17 protein-coding genes are annotated in these 18,646 nt (G+C 69.9%); 3 read left to right on the top strand and 14 right to left on the bottom strand.

Going from position 1 to position 18,646, the window contains the following annotated elements; genetic code table 11:
- Positions 1–62 precede the first annotated feature (62 nt).
- From BS329_RS24800 to BS329_RS45215, 11 genes are all read right to left on the bottom strand, one after another.
- A complete protein-coding gene (locus BS329_RS24800; RefSeq protein WP_076163650.1) occupies positions 63–1,133 on the bottom strand; it encodes a hypothetical protein in 1,071 nt (356 codons plus the stop codon).
- A 191-nt stretch (positions 1,134–1,324) separates the two neighbouring features.
- Positions 1,325–2,698, bottom strand: a complete 1,374-nt coding sequence (locus tag BS329_RS24795) for a replication-associated recombination protein A (RefSeq protein ID WP_076163649.1) — start codon at positions 2,696–2,698, stop codon at positions 1,325–1,327.
- Positions 2,699–2,741: 43 nt separating this feature from the next.
- Positions 2,742–3,590: an SGNH/GDSL hydrolase family protein gene (locus BS329_RS24790; protein WP_076163648.1), complete on the bottom strand. Its 849-nt coding sequence runs from the start codon at positions 3,588–3,590 to the stop codon at positions 2,742–2,744.
- Between the two features lie 74 nt (positions 3,591–3,664).
- Positions 3,665–4,846 carry a phosphotransferase gene (locus tag BS329_RS24785; RefSeq protein ID WP_076163647.1) on the bottom strand — a complete coding sequence of 394 codons (1,182 nt, stop codon included), beginning with the start codon at positions 4,844–4,846 and terminating at the stop codon, positions 3,665–3,667.
- Positions 4,847–4,925: 79 nt separating this feature from the next.
- Positions 4,926–5,867: a DUF389 domain-containing protein gene (locus tag BS329_RS24780; protein WP_076163646.1), complete on the bottom strand. Its 942-nt coding sequence runs from the start codon at positions 5,865–5,867 to the stop codon at positions 4,926–4,928.
- The gene (gene aspS / locus BS329_RS24775) at positions 5,867–7,639 is read right to left on the bottom strand and encodes an aspartate--tRNA ligase (RefSeq protein WP_076163645.1); all 1,773 of its coding nucleotides are present in this window, start codon (positions 7,637–7,639) and stop codon (positions 5,867–5,869) included. The genes BS329_RS24780 and aspS overlap by 1 nt, the downstream gene beginning before the upstream one ends.
- A 100-nt stretch (positions 7,640–7,739) precedes the next feature.
- Positions 7,740–8,312, bottom strand: coding sequence for an organomercurial lyase (gene merB, locus BS329_RS24770; RefSeq protein WP_076163644.1), 573 nt, complete (start codon positions 8,310–8,312; stop codon positions 7,740–7,742).
- 205 nt (positions 8,313–8,517) lie between these two features.
- The gene (locus BS329_RS24765) at positions 8,518–10,425 is read right to left on the bottom strand and encodes an intein-containing Rv2578c family radical SAM protein (protein WP_208619270.1); all 1,908 of its coding nucleotides are present in this window, start codon (positions 10,423–10,425) and stop codon (positions 8,518–8,520) included.
- A gap of 134 nt (positions 10,426–10,559) precedes the next feature.
- A complete protein-coding gene (locus BS329_RS24760) occupies positions 10,560–11,507 on the bottom strand; it encodes a sucrase ferredoxin (protein WP_076163643.1) in 948 nt (315 codons plus the stop codon).
- A gap of 85 nt (positions 11,508–11,592) precedes the next feature.
- Positions 11,593–12,774, bottom strand: a complete 1,182-nt coding sequence (locus BS329_RS24755; protein WP_076163642.1) for a cupin domain-containing protein — start codon at positions 12,772–12,774, stop codon at positions 11,593–11,595.
- Positions 12,775–12,906: a hypothetical protein gene (locus tag BS329_RS45215; protein ID WP_255632708.1), complete on the bottom strand. Its 132-nt coding sequence runs from the start codon at positions 12,904–12,906 to the stop codon at positions 12,775–12,777.
- Between the two features lie 172 nt (positions 12,907–13,078).
- On the opposite strand from BS329_RS45215, the gene BS329_RS24750 reads away from it, so the two are divergent.
- Together BS329_RS24750 and crcB are read left to right on the top strand one after the other, a co-directional pair.
- Entirely contained in the window at positions 13,079–13,489 is a 411-nt protein-coding gene (locus BS329_RS24750; RefSeq protein WP_076163641.1) for a fluoride efflux transporter FluC, read from the top strand.
- Complete coding sequence (gene crcB, locus BS329_RS24745) at positions 13,486–13,857, top strand: fluoride efflux transporter CrcB (RefSeq protein ID WP_076163640.1); 372 nt, start codon at positions 13,486–13,488, stop codon at positions 13,855–13,857. The genes BS329_RS24750 and crcB overlap by 4 nt, the downstream gene beginning before the upstream one ends.
- A gap of 1 nt (position 13,858) precedes the next feature.
- On the opposite strand, the gene BS329_RS24740 is transcribed toward crcB, so the two are convergent.
- A complete protein-coding gene (locus tag BS329_RS24740; protein ID WP_076163639.1) occupies positions 13,859–14,284 on the bottom strand; it encodes a MarR family winged helix-turn-helix transcriptional regulator in 426 nt (141 codons plus the stop codon).
- Positions 14,285–14,370: 86 nt separating this feature from the next.
- On the opposite strand from BS329_RS24740, the gene BS329_RS24735 reads away from it, so the two are divergent.
- The gene (locus BS329_RS24735; protein ID WP_076163638.1) at positions 14,371–15,447 is read left to right on the top strand and encodes an NAD(P)/FAD-dependent oxidoreductase; all 1,077 of its coding nucleotides are present in this window, start codon (positions 14,371–14,373) and stop codon (positions 15,445–15,447) included.
- Between the two features lie 127 nt (positions 15,448–15,574).
- Here the strand turns inward: BS329_RS24735 and BS329_RS24730 are convergent, their stop codons facing one another.
- Entirely contained in the window at positions 15,575–16,528 is a 954-nt protein-coding gene (locus tag BS329_RS24730) for an LLM class F420-dependent oxidoreductase (RefSeq protein ID WP_076163637.1), read from the bottom strand.
- The gene (locus BS329_RS24725; protein WP_076163636.1) at positions 16,525–18,639 is read right to left on the bottom strand and encodes a S9 family peptidase; all 2,115 of its coding nucleotides are present in this window, start codon (positions 18,637–18,639) and stop codon (positions 16,525–16,527) included. Before BS329_RS24725 ends, BS329_RS24730 begins: the two co-directional genes overlap by 4 nt.
- Positions 18,640–18,646 lie beyond the last annotated feature (7 nt).

Genomic DNA, 18,646 nt, shown 5'->3' with positions numbered 1-18,646 from the left:
GATCCGTGTCCGATCACGCGAGTTCGGTGCTCACGACCGAAAGGCGGCCGGGCGGAGGAGCCTCAGCGCTTGTCCGCCTCGGCGGCGACGAAGATGTCCGTTTCCAGGAAGGTCCGCCACTGGGCGGGGGATTCGCTCTGCAGGGCACGATAGGCGGCGGCCTCGACCTGGCTGCCGGACCTCGCCCTGTTCCAGATCTCCCGGACCAAGGGGCCCTCCTGGAGGTTCCTCGCGTAGCGGGCATCGATACCGACGACGGCGGCGGCGCGCACCTTGATGGCGTCCACCTTGTCCTTGGCCGCGGCCTCGAAAATGCCGGAGTCGATGAAGGCCCGCCACTGCTCCGGCGTCCGGCTGTAGCAAGCCTGGTACCACACCTCGGAATCCTCAGGCACCAGGTCACGGGTCCAGATGTGCTGCACGAAGTACTCGTCCGTCAACTGCGCGGCCAGTGCCGGGTCCATGCCGACGACCGCGGCGGCCTTCACCCGGGCGTCGCGAAGCTTCTTTTCCGCGGCCTCCTTTTCGGCCGCCTCCTTCGCCGCGTCCAAGTCGCGCTGGTGCTCGACGAAGATGCCGCGAAGGATGAACTCCTTGTGCTCCGCCGGCGTTCCGCTGTAAACGGTGCCCGCGGCGGACCGCACGAACGATCCCTTGGCGGCCCGCTCCCACAACGCGAAGACGAAGTTCTTGTCGTCCTGGGCCAGCAGGCTCGTGGTCAGCTCGAAACCGAGCAGCGTGGCGGCGGGCTGCCGCTCCGCGCGCCGGGCCTGGTAGACCGCTTCACGGTCCAGGTCTCGCTGATGTGCCTCGTAGATCCAGGTCTTGAGGAACAGCGACCACGAAATCGACCCGCCGTTGTAGGCGTTGAGCGCCTCGTACTGAACCTCCTTCGCGATCTCGCCTCGCAGCTTCGCGGCCTTGTAGACCTCATGGACGAAGTCACGTTCACTGAGCCGCAGCAGCTCCGGAGTGATCGTGAGCCCGACGACGGCGGCGGCGTTGGTGCGCACCTCGTCCGGCGTCTGCGCCGTGGCGGACGAGGTCCCGGCCGGAGCGGCGGTCGCCACCGCCGGGGCGAGGACTCCGGTCGCCACCGTCACCGCGGCGAGCGCCGCGACGGAAGAAGCCATCACCTTGCGAACTCTGAAATTTCCCCAGTTTGCCATAGGTTGAGGTTGTCAGTTTTGTTCTGCTCGCCATCGTGGTCGAGCACGGGGAACCCCACCCAGCACGACAACCCAGAGATCCCCCAGCCACCCGGGATATAGCCCCATGATCGACAAACGTTACCGATCTTCCCGGCATTGCTCCGAGTGCGGAACTAACGTTCGCCCCGAATAGTTCGCCGCAACTTCGGCACCCGCTCGTGCAACGTCCGCTCCGCCCCGCGCCGGGTCGGCTCATAGTAGTCCCGCCCGACCAGCTCGTCCGGCGGATACTGCTGCGCCAGAACACCTTCCGGTACTTTTTGCGGATGCCGGTAGCCCTTCGCGTTCCCGAGCTTCTCGGCTCCCGCGTAGTGCCCGTCGCGCAGATGCGGCGGCACGGTCCCGATCCGCCCGGACCGGACGTCGGACAGCGCGGCGTCGATCGAGGTGACGATGGCGTTCGACTTCGGCGCCGTCGCCAGGTGCACGGTCGCCTGCGCCAGCGCCAGCCGTCCTTCCGGCATCCCGATGAACTGCACCGCGTGCGCCGCCGCGACGGCCGACTGCAGTGCCGTCGGGTCGGCCATCCCGATGTCCTCGCTCGCGTGCACGACCAGCCGCCTTGCCAGGAACCGCGGGTCCTCCCCCGCTTCGATCATCCGCGCCAGGTAGTGCAGCGCGGCGTCCACATCGGACCCCCGGATCGATTTGATGAACGCGCTGATGACGTCGTAGTGCTGATCGCCGTCGCGGTCGTACCGCACCGCCGCCTTGTCCACAGTGGACTCGACGATGCCGAGGTCGATCGTCTTGTGCTCGGTCGCGCTCGCGGCGTCCGCGGCCGCCTCCAGCGCGGTCAGCGCGCGCCGCGCGTCGCCGGTGGCCAGCCGCACCAGATGGCCCCGCGCGTCGTCGGTCAGCGTGAGTTCGCCGCCGAGACCGCGTTCGTCGGTCAGCGCGCGGTCGATCAGCGCGACGATGTCCTCGTCGGTCAGCGGCTGCAACTGCAGTACCAGCGACCGCGAGAGCAGCGGCGCCACGACCGAGAACGACGGGTTCTCCGTGGTGGCCGCCACCAGCAGGACCGTCCGGTCCTCGACGGCACCGAGCAGGGCGTCCTGCTGCGTCTTGGAGAACCGGTGGACCTCGTCGATGAACAGGACGGTGTTCTCGGCGTTGTAGTTCCGGCGGCGCCGGGCCTCTTCGATGACCCCGCGCACCTCCTTCACCCCGGCCGACAGCGCCGACATCGCCACGAACCGGCGCCCTGTCGCGGCCGAAACGAGGTTCGCCAGCGTGGTCTTGCCCGTCCCCGGCGGGCCGTAGAGCAGCACGGAAGCGGGCGCCGCGCCCTCGACGAGCCGCCGCAGCGGCGCGCCCTCGCGCAACAGGTGCTGCTGGCCGACGACCTCGCCGAGCGTCCTCGGCCGCATCCGCACGGCCAGCGGCGAGCCTGCCGGTACGGCGACCTCCCTCGGCTCGTCCGCCTCCGGCTCCGGAGGCGGCCCGAGATCGGGGTTCACGGTGAAGAGTTCGTCCTGTGCCACGGTGTCGACCGTAGCCGTTGCCACCGACGTTCTCCGGCACAGGTCAGCGCAGCCGCTCCCGGAACGAGTGCCACATGATCACGGCCGCGTGCGGCAGGAACTCACGGCCCCGCCGCCACACCCACGGAACCCCCTTCAGCACCAGCCAGCCGACGTGTCCGGCGGCGCTCGGCTCCACGCCTCCGGAGCAGGTCAGGTTGACCGGGCACGGCACCGCGAACCCGGCACCGGCGAGCCGTTCGGTGAAGCCTGTCGCCAGCATCCGGTGCCCGAGCTCCGACGGGTGCAGCCGGTCGACACTCCACGCGGTGAGGTCGTAGGCGCCGGGCAGGACTTCCAGGTCGAGGCACGGCACGCCCTCGCGTTCGACGACGCCGTCGATGGCGGCGTTCAATTCGGCCACCCGCTCGCTCAGCGCCCGCCGCAGCGACTGCGGGAGCCGGAACACCCGGCCGTGGTCGTGGTAGCGCACCGGCACCACGGTGGTGCCGACGGCGGCGAGCGAGTGGATCACCTCGGTGAGGTCCGCGGCGATCTTCTCGGCGCTGAAATCGGGACGCAGTGTGTCGTTCATCCCCGCCACCACCAGCGCGACGTCCGGCCGGTGCGCCACGGCCGCGGGAAGCTGCTTCGTCAGCACGCACCCCATGCGCGCGCCGGTGAACGACGGGTTCAGATAGCCGTCCGGCTCGACGCCCAGCGCTGCGGCGACGAGCGGGCCCACCCCGCGCCAGCCGCCCCGGTTCGGCAACGGGTCGCCAAGGCCCACGGCCGTGGAATCGCCGAGTACGACCAGTCTGCGGGCAAACCGGGGCCCGGCCGGGGCCGTCGGGAGGAGAGGTTCGGGACTGGGAGTGACTTCGACACTGATCACGGTCACGGTAGACACCATCGGCCACGCAGACTCACCCGCGGTGATGCCTGGGTAACGCGACGAGGACGGTCGAGCGAAAAGTCCGTGCGGCGTTACCGGAACGCGGGATAGAAGGCGAGGTCCGCGTGCGGCCCCAGCCGGGCACCCAGCGCGGCGGCGACCCGGGTGGCGTGCTCGGAGATGTCCGTCAGGCGGGCACGCAGCGAATGCTTGGCCAGCTCCCGCCACCAGGTCACCAGCGCCGCCTCCCGGCTGATCGGCGTGGCGTGCCGGTCCAGGTCCAGCTCCGGGAGGATCTCCCAGGTGATGACCCACAACAGCAGCAACTGACCGTCCATCAGGTGCTCGGCCAGCGCGTCCTCGTCCTCGAGCGCGGGCCAGACCGAGACGACCTCGGACCGCCACGCCGCGATCATCGCCTCGCTCATCCCCGGCGGCAGGGCCAGCGCGTCCGCGGTCGACGCGAACGGCAGCCGCAGGTACGCCGCGTCCATCAGGGTGCTGCGCACGCGACCGCGTTCGAAGTCGAGGAACCGCACCCCGCCGCTGGTCACGAGGTTGTTGTCCGGGCTGAGATCGACCGGGCTGAACGCGCGGTAGGACGGCGAGCCCGCCCGTTCGGCGACCTCCATGACCCGTCGCTGCACCGGCTCCGGCGTCTCGACGTCGAGCAGTTCCTCCAGCAGCCCCGGCAGCTGGGCGCAGACCGCGGGCAGCGGCGCGTCCTCGTTCTTGACCGGGCCGCCGAGACGGCGCAGCAACGCGTTGAAATCGGGCTCGCGGCTCGCGGTGCTCGCGTGCAGCCTGCCCAGCGACCTCGCCCAGGACAGCAGCGCGCGTTCGGCGCCGCGAGCGTCACGGGCGTGGAGTTTGTCGTGCAGCGTCGGGACGCCGCCGAGGTCCTCGATCACCAGGACGCGATACCGGCCGTCGTGCGCCAGCAGTTCCGGGCACATCCGGTCCTCCGGCGCGAGCGCGGTGAACAGCTGGTAGCTGACCGCCTCCTGCGCGAACGGATCCGGCCGTCCCGGCTCGGGTGGATCGGGGTAGTGCTTGATGACCAGGGTGCGTGGCAGCGCGAACGGCGAGGACGCCACCCGCGCCCGCACTACCGTCGCCGGGCCGCTGCCGGCGAGGTCTTCGGGTGCGACGAGGGTGATCGCACTGCCGAAGCGACGTGAAAGGACCGACTCGCCGGCAGCCATTGCGGCTGCGACGGCCAGGGTTTCGGCTCCGACTGTCGAATCATCGGCAGAGGAGGTATCGACTGTCATTGCCACCGACCCTACTCGTGACTGAGCAACCATGACCACTGAGATCCGGGCAATCGCGCGCACTGGCGCGATTGCGGAGTCATCCACGTGAGAGCGGACGTTCCGTCACCCTCGATCGTTGCCCGCGACGGCGCACCATCAGCACAATGGCCGCAGCTGCAACGATTCCGATGAGATTGACCAGCAGCTGACCGGCCGAATACAGGCACCGTTCCCACTGACCGGCAACCGCCGCGACCACCGCGTAACCCGCCGCGGGCACGGTGGTCACCGAGATGAAGACACCCACCAGCGCGGCGGATTTGGCCGAAGTCATGGAAAGCATCCCCGCCGCGCCCGCGAGCAGCGCGACGATCAGCGACGCGATTCCCACCTGGTAAACGAAATCGACCTCGTGGTTGTCCGCGAGCTTGCTCACCTCGAGCACTCCGGTGGCGTTGCCTGCCAGCACCACACCGAGCGTGATCGCCATGGCGATCGGGAATCCGCCGAGCAGCGCCACGGCGCCCTGCTTCACCAGATCACCCCGGCGCAGCACCAGCCCGATCGCGATGGCCGCCAGCGGGCCGAATTCCGGCCCGACGACCATCGCGCCGACGATGGTGACCGACGAGTTCGTGATCACGCCGACCGCGGCCAGCAGGCACGCGATGGTCAGGAACGCCTGAAATGTCCAGGTGAGCCGGGATTCCTCGCCACTGCGGCCGACGAGTTCCTGCCACACCACCGCGTCCGCGGCCTCCCCCGGGGCGTCCTCTTCGGCCTTGTCGGCCGCGTCGGACACCGCGGTGTCGAGCGCTTCCAGCGTGATGCCGCCGGTGTGGTCGAGGTCGAGCCCGCACAGCGACTCGACGATCCCGTCGGCTGCCTCGCGAGCGACGTCGGCCTCGATCAGATCACCCTCGGGCTCGACCGCCACCCCGCGATGCACGATGAGGTGGGCGGTCCCGGCGTGGGCCCGCAGGATCCGGATCGCTTCTTCGGTCCGCTCCGGCGGGCACACGGCCCTGAGGTGGAGCATCAGTTCTTCGCGGGCGGTGCGGGCTTCGCGTCGATGCCCGCTTCCTTGCGCTGCTCCGGCGTGATCGGCGCCGGTGCGGCGGTCAGCGGGTCGAACCCGCCGCCGGTCTTCGGGAACGCGATCACGTCACGCAGCGAATCGGCCTTGGCCAGCAGCATGACGATCCGGTCCCAGCCGAACGCGATGCCGCCGTGCGGCGGCGGACCGAAGGCGAACGCGTCGAGCAGGAAGCCGAACTTCTCCTGCGCCTCCTCCTCGCCGAGGCCCATCAGATCGAACACCTGCTTCTGCAGTTCCTGCTGGTGGATACGGATCGACCCACCGCCGATCTCGTTGCCGTTGCAGACGATGTCGTAGGCGTAGGCCAGGGCGCCGCCGGGGTCGTCGGCGAGCTTGCCGATCCACTCCGGGGTCGGTGAGGTGAACGCGTGGTGCAGGGCCTTCCACTTGCCGCTGCCGACCGCGACGTCGTCGGACTCCTCGGCCGAGATGAACATCGGGAAGTCGACGACCCACACGAACGACCAGGCGTTCTCGTCGATCAGGCCGAGACGGCTGCCGATCTCCAGCCGGGTGGCCCCGAGCAGCGAACGCGCGTCGGCGGGCTTGCCGGCGGCGAAGAAGACGCAGTCACCCGGCTTGGCGCCGACGGCCTCTGCGACGGTCTCGCGCTCTTTCTCCGACAGGTTCTTCGCGACCGGCCCGCCGAGCGTGCCGTCCTCGTTCACCAGGATGTAAGCGAGCCCGCGGTGACCTCGCTGCTTGGCGAAGTCCTGCCAGGCGTCGAGGGTGCGGCGCGGCTGGTCGGCCCCGCCCGCCATCACGACGGCGCCGACGTACGGCGCCTGGAACACGCGGAACGGGGTGTCGGCGAAGAACGCCGTCATGTCGGTGAGTTCGAGGTCGAAGCGCAGGTCCGGCTTGTCCGAGCCGTACTTCTCCATCGCCTCGGCGTAGGTGATGCGCTGGAACGGCCGGGGGATCTCGGCGCCGATCAGCTTCCACAGCGCGGCGACGATGTCCTCGCCGAGCGCGATGACGTCGTCCTGCTCGACGAAGCTCATCTCGATGTCGAGCTGGGTGAACTCCGGCTGCCGGTCGGCGCGGAAGTCCTCGTCCCGGTAGCAGCGCGCGATCTGGTAGTACCGCTCGAGCCCGCCGACCATGAGCAGCTGCTTGAACAGCTGCGGCGACTGCGGGAGCGCGTACCAGGAACCGGGCTTGAGGCGGGCCGGGACGACGAAGTCGCGGGCGCCTTCGGGGGTGGAGCGGGTCATGGTCGGGGTCTCGACCTCGACGAACTCCTGCGCGTGCAGCACCTCGCGGGCCGCGCGGTTGACCTCGCTGCGCAGGCGCATCGCGGCGGCGGGGCCGCTGCGGCGCAGGTCGAGGTAGCGGTGCTTGAGACGCACCTCTTCACCGACGTCGACCCGGTCGTCGATCGGGAACGGCAGCACCGCGGCCTCGGACAGCACCTCGAGCTCGGTGGCCAGCACCTCGATCTCCCCGGTGGGGATCTCGGCGTTGGCGTTGCCCTCGGGGCGCTTCGAGACCTCGCCGACGATGCGGAGGCAGTACTCCGAGCGCAGCTGGTGGGCGCGCTCGGCCATCTCGCCCTCGCGGAAGACGACCTGGCTCACGCCGCTGGCGTCCCGCAGATCGATGAAGATGACGCCGCCGTGATCGCGCCGCCGAGCCACCCATCCGGTGAGGGTGACCGTCTGACCGGCGTGCTCGGCACGCAAGGTGCCGGCTTTGTGGGTGCGAAGCACTGCGGGTGCTCTCCTTCGGCATCACGTTCTGCGATTCGACGGCTTTTCGCCGACGTCAAAGGCTAACGAATCGCCCCGGATGCCTCGCGACCAGGTGTTCTCAGATCGTCGGCCAGGCTTCCAGCGCGGCGACCATCCACCGGGTGTGTGCCAGGTAGTCGGGCACGGACAGGACGCGGGCGTCGATGTTCTCCAGCAGCCAGCCCGCGGCCGCCTCCTTCGAGGCGAAGAACTGCGTGCAGACCAGCGCCTCGACGTAGTCCTGGCCGAGGGTGAGGTCGACGCCCGGCAGCCGTGACGCGGCGACGACGGCGTGCGGCGGGTCGACACTCAGCACCTTGTCCCGGGTGAAGTGGACGCGGACGCGCGCCCCGGTCGCCGGGCAGACCGAATCGGCGTGCACCGGTTCACCGGTGGCGACGGCCAGCAGGAACAGGTCCACCCGGAACAGGTCGGAGCCCGCCGGGCCGGGCCGGGAGCCGCGGTCCATCACGACCAGGCCGTCGCGGATGACGAAACCCATCAGGTCCATCAACCGGTGGGCCTCGGCGGGGTCCATGCCGACGGTGGCGGCGAGTCTGCCGATGGCGATGGGGTGCCTGCCCGCTCTGGTCAGCTTGGTCGCGGCCCAGGCGATACGGACAGCGGCGGTGCGGTCGGTCCGGGTGGTCAACAGGCACCTCCTCGCCTTTCGTCCTTTCGAGATTAAGCACGAAAAGGATTTCCGCCAAGTTACTAAGCCAAACGGCCGAATACGTTGCGACGTAAGAAGATTCACAGGGCGCGCCGGGCGACGGGGAAAGATTTTCCGCTATCGCGCGGAAGGAAGCGATCGGCGCAGGTGAGAGCGCTGGTCCGTGAAGGAAGGCGGACCCTGCTCACAGCAGCTTGAGTTGCTCCGCCGCGGGCAAGTCCACCTCCCCCGCTCGCTGCACGGGCATCGTCACCTGCATTCGCTCCCCGTCGTCCGCACGGGAACCGAAGTCGTGACGGCGCAACAACGGACCGACACGGGTCCCCAGCCGCTCCCGGTAGGACTTCGGGAGATAGGCGCCGCGCGAGTACAGCTCCCGGTACTTCGGCACCAGTTCCGGATGTTCCCGGCCGAGCCAGCGCGCGAACCATTCCCGCGCGCCCGGCCGCAGGTGGAGCGGGAGGACGGTGACCCGCGTGGCGCCCGCCTCGGCCAGCCGGGCGAACAAGGCGTCGAGCGCTTCCGCCGAGTCGGTCAGGTAGGGCAGCACCGGGGCGACCAGCACCGAACACGGGAGCCCGGCGTCGCGTGCCTTGCGGATCAGTTCGAGCCTCGCCTTCGGGCTCGGCGTTCCCGGTTCGAGGCGACGTTGCAGCCCCTCGTCCAGCAGCGCGAGGGAGATCGCCAGCCCGGCGGGCACGTCCTTCGACACCGACTCCAGCAACGGCAGGTCTCTGGCCAGCACGGTGCCCTTCGTCAGGATGGACAGCGGCGTGCCCGAATCCGCCAGCGCGGCAATGATGCGCGGCATCAGCCGGTACCGGCCTTCGGCACGCTGATAGGGGTCGGTGTTCGTGCCCATCGCGACGTGCTCGCGTGACCAGCTCGGCCGCCGTAGTTGCGCGGCCAGCACTTCGGGCGCGTTGACCTTGACGATCACCTGGGTGTCGAAGTCCCGCCCGGAGTCGAGATCCAGGTACGTGTGGGTGTTCCGCGCGAAGCAGTTGTGCGTGACCATGCCGTCGGCGATGAAGTCGCCGGTGCCGGTGGTGATGTCGAACAGGGGCAGCTCGATGCCGAGTGCCTCGACGGACGCGACCTTCCGCCGGGTCCGGCCGATGGCGAGGCCGTCGAGCGACCGTTTCCAGCCGACGGCGGGATCGGCGAGGTGGAAGAAGCGCATCTCCTCCGACGGCCCGCCGAGCAGCTGAACCGTCCACAATGGACGAAACTTGACGTTTTCGGTCTTCACGTAACGGAAGCCGAAGTTGTCGAGCGCGGCGCAGAAGGTCGAGACGATGTCCTGCTCGTCGTGGGTGACGCGCAGCGCGCCGTGCCGGTAGCTGCCGGCGAGGTCGAACAACCCGGCCAGGAATCCGCGCTGCCAATGGGAATCCGGCGACGGCGGCACCTGCACGAAGCCGACCGACGCGCCGAAGTCTGGCAGGTACTTGAGCGCGCGGTCCGCGGCGGCCTGTTCGGCCGAGAACCCGCCGGACCGCAGCATCCCGCAGAGGAACCCGGCGCGGTAGCCGAGGGTGTCGTCCGGGGTGCGGGCGAACTTCCCGACCCCGACGAGTTCCGTGCCCCCGACCAGATGCGGCCGCTGCGCCGCGCCGAAGCGGGAGCCCGTGACGTGCTTCCACCCGCGGCCGGTGAGGAACCGGTGGTCACCACTGGCCACGATGGACGTGCCGTCGTCGAGGGTCAGGCGGTACGCCGGTTTGAGCGTCGACCAGTGCGCGAGGACGGTCGTGGGCACCAGGCGACGTCCCGCGCCGCGCCCTCGCGTCCCGTAGATCTCGTCGCCGGGCGCCAGCTCCGCCAACGGTTTCGCCCGGCCGTCGGCCATCAGGACCGGCGTCCCGCCTTCGAGGCAGTACGTGCACGCGTGGGAGCACCCGCCGTACGGGTTCACCGTCCAGCCGAACGGGACCCCCGAACCGTCGGGCACCTTGTTCAGCACCGATTTGGCGTGCACCTCGTGAAAGGTGACGCCGTCGAACTCGGGCGCGCGCACCGAGCGCCGCAACCCGTCCAATCCGGGCAGGACCGGCTCGCCGCCGTCCACCCGCTGTCTGTCCCATCGCACCCGGCCAGTCGAACACACGTTCTAGACAAGTGTCAAACAGGTGTTCGAACGCGGGTGATCTCTGCCGCGTTTCGTCCTCTGATTGCGGTGGTTGAGCGCGCAAGTACCGCAACCAGAGGACGACTTGCGGGAGGTCAGAGCTTCGTGATCTCGTCCGTGACGTATCCGGCGGGCTGGATGAGACCGGCGCACCGGCTGTCCCCGCGCGGCGTCGCGGACCGGCGGCGCACCGTCACCGAGTAGAAGTTCTCGCCGCCGCGCACGGTGACCACCCGCGCGTCGGATTCGAGCAGCGGCTCTTCCTGGAGGGCGAGCACGTCGTCCAAACCGGACAGGTTCAGCTGCCGCCGGATCGCGATCTCCGCGTATTGCGCCCATGCCGTCCGCGCGGACGTGCGGCCGCGGAGCTGATCCGGTTCGACCTGCCCCCGCAGGGCGGCCTTGGCGACGAGCCCCGCCTCGTCCGGATTGAGCTGGCCGTGCAGGAAACCGTCGGGGACCACGAGGAGGTTGCCGGCCCAGCGGTCGCCGCCGACGTGGCTGACCTCCCAGGACCGGCCAGGGTGGTTGATGTTGAGCGCCGAGGCCAGTGGGCGGCCGAGCACCGCGCAGCACAGGTCCTTGGTGCCGTGTGTGCAGACCAGGAACAGCGGGCCGTCCACGCGGGTGCCGAGTCCGCCGACGCCGTCCGCGACCGCTTGGAGGTCCAGCCCGGCCAAGTCGCCCAGGTCTCGGATCTCCAGGCGCTCCAGCCAGCGGTTGCCCGGCTCGCCCCCGCCGACGTAGACGGCACGAGGGCGATCCGGGTCGCGCCGATGCTTGCCCGGACGGCGGATCAGCAGCGGACGGAGCCCGTGTGAGCGTCTCAAGTTCTCGAGCAGCTCACGGCGCTCGGCGGTGAAGGCCTCGTCGAGGACGTCTTCCAGCGCGTCCGCGGGCCAGGGGCCCGGCTGCTCGATGAGCAGCCAGCAGCGCATGTCGGCCGCGGTGCCGGCGGGGCTCGCGCCCAGCATGCGCGCGACGGTCGCGCAACCCGGCAACGCGGCGGGCGGCGCGGGGGTGTCCGAGAGTTGTGCGGTCATCGGCCACTCCCCCCGGACGTCACCTTAGGCATGCCTTAACTTACCCCGACCGAGCTCCTTGCACACTCCTCGTCCCTTGTGACTTTCAGCCGATCGAGAGAAGCCCTCGCGTGGTCAGCTCACCGAGGAACGCCCGCAGGGTCCCCCGATCGAGTTCGGACAGCTCGGCGAGTCGCTTGATCGCCTGAGGCGTGCCGTCGAGCAGCGCCTTCAGCACCGGGGCGGCGGCGTCCGCGAAGACGAACCGCTTGCCGTCGGCGAGCAGGGTCACCCGGCCGTCGCCTTCTTCCAGCACCGCCCTCGGGACGAGGAACCGGACCTCGGTCTCGTCTCCGTCCGGCAGGAGGCCGGGGGTCGCCGCCCAGGGCAGCCCGACCCGCGGATGCGCCGGGGCCGACGAGTCGCGCTCGGCGAGGAACCTGTCGACGACGTCGGTGGTCAGCGTGGCTTCCAGTTCCGCGCGCAGGGCGGCGGCACGGGCCGCGCGCTCCTCCGCCGTCCCGAATCTCGGAAGGTCCTGCCGGAACGCGGTGCTCGCCCGCAGCTTGTCGGCGAGCCAGGACACCAGGTCGATCCCGGTGGCCGGGCTGAAACCGAGCGTGAGGTGCAGCGACATCTCCCCCACCGCGGTGACGTCGTGCCAGTGCCCGCGCGGGACATAGAGGACGTCGCCGTCTTCGAGGACGAAGTCGTCGATCGGCTCACCGGGGCGCTCGGGTTGTTCGACGTCGCGGTGCAGTGGAGCGGGCCTGGTCGGGCCGTGCATCCGCCAGCGTTTGCGGCCGGCGACCTGGACGATGAACGCGTCGTGGTCGTCCCAGTGCACGTCGAAGCCATGGGTCACACCCCAGCCCGCGTACAGGTTGACCTGCACGCTTTCGCGGAGGTCGTGTTCGAGACCCCGCGCGAGATCGCCGATCGGGTCGCTGAGTTCCTGGATGGCGTCGAGCACCATCGTCGCGCCACCGCGGAGATGCTCGGTGAACGGAGCGGCCCGCAGGCGGGGAACGGTGCCACTGCGGCGGGTGGGGACGAGATCGGTGTAGCCCTCCATGGGCACCGGGGTGCCATCGAGTGCCAGGCGCAGCCGCGGGAACTCCAGGCGATGCTGCCGGAGGATCGCGTTCAGCGCCGGCCAGGGCAGCAGGTCGGCGAACCGGCCCGCGCGGCCTTCGAAACGGCGATAGGTCTCACCCTGGACGTCTTGGAAGAACTGGCTGACCCCGAGCGGAGCAACGAGGTCAGCCAGTGTCGGCGTTTCGGGCACTCAGCCGTCGTTGCCGTCGTTGTCGGCTGCCGCGCCGTTGGCCTTCCCGCGGTCGACCGCGGCCGGGATCATCTCGACCTCCAGCAGCAAACCGCTGTCGGGAGCCTGCGTACCTGACTGTTCCTGTGCCATCCTGCCACCTTTTTCTCAGACGAGCGGACGGACCGAAAATCGGCCTGGAGCGTCGCCAAGCGTACGACACGTTTTCAGAAAATTCACCGCCCAGCAGGGAAAAACGGCCTTGTGAGCGATCTTCGACACCGTGACGCTTGTTCACTCGGACAGCGGTTCTAAGCTGCCGTCCATGGCTGATCCGGCATCCGTCCCGCGCCCGTGCTGGGACGTGCTCGCGGCCGTCGGCGCGGGTGGCGCGCTGGGCGGCATCGCCCGCTACGGCCTGTCGGTCGCGCTCCCCCATCCTCGAGACCAGTTCGCGCTGTCGACCTTTGTCACCAACGTTTCCGGCTGTCTGCTGATCGGTGTCCTGATGGCGCTGCTGACCGCGGCGGCCGACCCGCACCGGCTGCTGCGGCCCTTCCTCGGGGTCGGGATCCTGGGCGGCTACACCACGTTTTCGACCTACGCGACGGACTCACTCGATCTTGTGACGACGGGGCATCCGTTCACCGGGATGGCCTACGCGTTCGGCACGGTCGCCGCCGCCTTGGTAGCGGTCTACGCCGGACACGAAATCATCCGCGCGGTGAGGAAATGACCGTCCTTTTCGTCGCGCTCGGTGGCGGACTCGGCGCGATCCTGCGTTATCTGGCCGATCTGCGGATGCGGGCGTGGCGAGGCACCGCCTTCCCGTGGGGCACGCTGGCCGTCAACGTCGTGGGCTCGGCGACCCTCGGCGTCCTCACCGGCTGGGCCCTGCACGGCGGCCAGCCGGACCCGGTCCGCTCGCTGCTGGCCGTCGGGTTCTGCGGTGGGCTCACCACGTTCTCGACCTTCGGATACGAGACGCTGCTCCTGGTCACCGGCAAGGCACGGCGGCGCGCCGCGCTGAACGTCGGCGTCACGATGGTCGCCGGCATCGGTGCCGCGGCGGCCGGGCTCCTCCTCGCCGCCGCCTGGCACTGACTCAGTCTTCGGGCGCCATCCGCCACGCGGCCGCCGCGATCGCCTCCCGTTGTTCGACCGGGAGTTCCGCCGCCATCTCCTCCAGCTTCTCGACGACACCTTCGTGAGCGGCGTTCGCCAGCCGGAGGCCCTCCTCGGTCAGCGTGATCTTCAGCGCCCGGCGATCACAGGAATCCGCGACCCGCTCGACGAGCGAGCGCCGCTGCACCCGGTCCACCAGGCCGGTGACGCTGGATTTCTCCAGGTTCAGCAGCCGGCCGAGTTCGGTCATCCCGACGCCCGTCTCCCCCTGCGCCAGCACGCAGAGCAGCTGCGCCTGCTGCGGCGTGAGGTCGTGGGACCGGCCGACGTCGATGAAAGCCCGCTGCACGAGATGCGAGAGCCGCACGAGCGCCGTCGCGAATCCGAGGTCTTCGGCCGTGGTCATGCACCCAGCCTACTTGACGGTCGTTCGGAGTACGAACTACTGTAGTTCGTAGTACAAACATTCCGCACTGCGAACTAGGGGAGCTCATGACCACGACCGTGGCCGTCATCGGCGGGGGATACGGCGGAACCACCGTCGCCAAGGAACTGGACTCGTTCACCGACGTCGTCCTCGTCGAGCCGCGCGAGGACTTCGTCCACCACGTCGCCGCGTTGCGCGGGCTCGTCGATCCCGAGTGGACGGATCGGCTCTTCTACCCGTACTCCCGCCTTCTCGAACGGGGACAGGTGCTCCGCGATCGCGCGGCGCGCATCGACCAGGGCGGCGTCACGCTCGCGTCGGGCGACCGGCTCACACCGGACTATCTCGTGCTGGCGACCGGTTCGGCGTACCCGTTCCCGGCGAAGATCGATTTCCAGGACAGCGCCTCGGCGAAGGCGAAGATCCGTGCCACGCGGGAGGAACTCGCGGGCGCGGAGAGGGTGCTGCTGCTCGGCGCGGGCCCGGTGGGACTCGAGCTGGCCGGCGAGATCAAGGCGGTGTGGCCGGAGAAATCCGTGACGATCGTCGACCCGGCCGCGGACATCCTGCCCGGTTTCCCGGACGAGTTCCGCGCGGAGGTTCGCCGTCAGCTCGACGAACTGGGTGTCGAACTCCTGCTCGGCACTTCGCTGACCGAGCCCCCGGTGTCGGAACCGGGGCAGGCGAAGACGTTCACCTCGGGTCTCACCGGCGGCGGTGAGGTGACCGCCGACCTGTGGTTCCAGTGTTTCGGCGGCGCACCGCACACGGCCTACCTCGACGGCGATCTCGCCACGGCGCGGCAGCCGAACGGGCAGGTGACGGTGGACGCCGACCTGCGGCTTCCTGGGCAGTCACGGATTTTCGCGCTCGGCGACATCACCGCGCTGCCGGAGGGGAAACTGGCGAAGGTGGCCGGTGACCACGCGGAAGTCGTCGTCGCCAACATCCGGGCACTGATCGAAGGCGGCAAGCTGCGGACCCACACACCGGGCGGGCCGATGATCTCGCTGCCGCTCGGACCTTCCGGCGGCGCGACCTACACGGAAGAGGTGGGCGTCCTCGACGCGGCGACGACGTCAGATATCAAGGGGTCACACATGATGACTGCACGGTACGAAGAACTCTTCGGGCTGGCCTGAGCGCAACGATGGCGCGTGAAGGGGGCCTTCATAGGCCAGCCCGCGCCCGAGATGAAAAAGCGCGATGGAGGACGCTTTCATAACAAATTTCGCCATGAAAGCGTCCTCCAACGCATCGGTGCGCCAGTCAGGACCGCGGAGCCAGGCCCCGTACGTGCGCGAACGGGTCCTCACCCGTCGGCAGCAGCGCGATGATCGGCGTCGTCAGCCCGTTGTCCACATAGGACTGCACCTGCTCGCGGCAGGAATCGAGGCTGCCGTGGACGATCAGGTCGTCGACGACGTCGTCCGGGATGACCTGGTTGGCCTTCTGCCGGTCGCCCGCGGCCCACGCCTCGTGCATCGGCGCCAGCGCCTCGCCGCGGCCGAGCCAATCGTGGAACGCCGCGTACACCGGCACGGTCAGGTAGCTCGAGATGAGCATCCGCCCGAGTCCGCGCGCGGCGGCCTTGTCCTCGGTGGGGCAGACGAAGATCCGCGCGGCCAGTTCGGTGTCCGGGCCGATCTCGGCCCGCACCTTCGGCACGTCGGAGGCGGCGAGCCAGTTGGTGATGGCGCCGTCTGCCTCCTTCGCCGCCAGCCGCAGCATGCCCGGCCGCAGCGCGGCGAGCATGATCGACGGCGGCGGGTCGGCGGGCCGCTCCAGCCGGAACTTACTGACGGAGAAGGACTCGTACTCTTCGGTGACCTTCTCGCCCGCCAACGCCGATCGCAGGAACCGCAGGGTGTCACGGGAGCGCGCGAACGGGGCCTCGAACTCGGCGGCGTTCCAGTTCTGCACGATCACCGGCGACGACGCCCCGATGCCGAGCACGAACCGGCCGGGCGCCAGTTCCGCGACGGTCGCCGCGCTCATCGCCAGCAGGCCGGGGCCACGCGTGTACACCGGCACGATCGCGGTGCCGAGCCGCAGCCGCGGCGCCCACTGCGAGGCCAGCACCAGCGGGGTGAAGGCGTCGTTGCCCGCGGTCTCGGCCGACCACGCGTCGGTGTAGCCGAGATCGGGCAGCCGCTCGACCATCTCCTTGTGCGCCGCGAGCGGCACCCCGGTCAGCGGAATGGTGATGCCCCACCGTTTCATGCGTTCTCCTCGCTCTTCGCCGCGCCACCGGACAGCTCGCGCACGATCCAGTCCACCTGCGTGCGCATCAGGTTCTCCGCGACCTCTTCGGCTTGCGGCGTCATATGCGTCGCGCCGGCCAGCGGCAGGAACACGTGCGGGCGTCCCTTGGCCAGCAGTGCCGACGACAGGCGCAACGAGTGGGCGACAAAAACGTTGTCGTCGGCGAGACCGTGCACGATCAGCAGCGCCCGCGACAGGTCACCGGCGCCGGCGATCAGCGAGTTGTGCTCGTACGACGAGGTTTCCTCCTGCGGGAGGCCGAGGTAGCGCTCGGTGTAGTGCGTGTCGTACAGCGACCAGTCGGTCACGGGGGCGCCCGCGACACCGGCGTGGAAGACGTCGGGACGGCGCAGCACGGCCAGCGCGGACAGGTATCCGCCGTAGGACCAGCCACGGATCGCGACGCGTTCCAGATCCAGTTCCGGATGCAGCGCGGCGGCCGCGTGCAGGGCGTCGACCTGGTCGGCGAGGGTGACGTCGGCGAGTTTGCCCGCGATCTCCTTCTCCCAGGCGGAACCGCGGCCGGGGGTCCCGCGCCCGTCGGCGACCAGCACCGCGAAACCCTGGTCCGCCAGCCATTGCGGGGTCAGGAAGGCGTTGCGGGTCTGGAGGACACGCTGGGCGTGCGGGCCGCCGTACGGGTCGAGCAGCACCGGGAGCTTGCCTTCGCTCTCCTCGTACCCGGTCGGCAGCACCAGCGCGGCGCGCAGGCCCCGCTCCCCCAGCGTCAGCCAGGTCAGGTTCGGGACGACGTCGGGATCCACGGTGCGGGAGCCGATCCTCGCCACCGTCTTCTCACCGTCGACGACGGTCACCACCGGTCCGCTGCGCTCCAGGCCCCACGACGAGAGCACGGCCAGCGAGGCGTTCCCGGAGCCGACGTGCACACCGTCCTCAGTGGACAGACGGCGTAGCTCGCCGCCCTCGGTGCGGAAGACGTGGATCTGCGTCGGATCGGCTTCCGACGCGCTGAACAGCACCTCGGCGCCGACGTGCAGGATCGAGCGCACCTGCACTCCCGGCGGGGTGACCGCGACCCCGTCGACGACCAGCCGGTGATCGCCGTCGGCGGCGCTTTCGCGCACCAGCCTGCCGTCGGTGGTCCACGCCGGGACACCCGCGGCGATCTCGACCCAGTGCTCGTCGGTCTCGGTGTGCAGCACCTCGACCGAACCGTCCGCGGGGTCGACCGCCTGGATCTCCAGTTTTCGCTGGTCACGCGACTGCACGGACAGCAGCGGCTTACCTGCCGCCGACCAGTGCACCGCGGCGAGGTACTCCCAGTCGGTCTTCGCGACGTCGACGCGCGAGCCGTCGAGCCCGATGAACGCCAGCGTCACGTCCGCGTTCGCCGTCCCCGCCGCCGGGTACGCGACGACGTTGGCCGCCGACTGCGGATTGGCCGGATCGGCGATCGTCCAGCGCGGCACGCCCGCCCGGTCGGAGCGCTCGGCCAGCAGGCTCTTCCCGTCCGGCGACCACCAGTAGCCGCGGGTGCGGCCCATCTCCTCGGCCGCGATGAACTCCGCGAGCCCCCAAGCGACGTCCTCGCCGTCTTCCTCGACGAGTGCCCGGTCCTCACCGGTGACGCGGTCGATCACCCGCAGCCGGCGGTCGCGGACATAGGCGACCCGGCTGCCGTCCGGGCTGGGCCGCGGATCGACGACCGAGCCTTCGACCAGCACGGACACCGCGCCGGTGGCCAGGTCGAGGGTGTGGAGCTTGCCCGAGAGCGAGAACGCGGCAACGGTGTAGGCGTCGTCGACCGCGTAGCCGACCACGCCGCCGCCGGTCTCCCGGCTGCGCTCGCGGCGGGCCCGCTCCTCGGGCGGCAGGTCTTCTTCACCGGGCAGCAGTTCGGCCGCGTCGACCAGCTTCGTCTCCTCGCCCGACCCGACGTCGAACGACCACAGGCTGTGCCGAGGGTCGGTGCCGGACTCGGACCGCAGGAACAAGACGCGGGAGCCGTCCGGGGCGACCTTGAACTCTTTCGGCGCGCCGAGGGTGAAGCGCTGGGTGCGGGCCTGGCGGCGGAGGAACGGGAGATCTTCGAGGCTGGTGTCGGTCACTTCCGCA

The organism is Amycolatopsis coloradensis (genome assembly GCF_001953865.1).
GTDB lineage: Bacteria > Actinomycetota > Actinomycetes > Mycobacteriales > Pseudonocardiaceae > Amycolatopsis > Amycolatopsis coloradensis.
The sequence above is the reverse complement of the archived record's forward strand: the minus strand, read 5'-3'. Positions and strand labels throughout refer to the sequence as shown.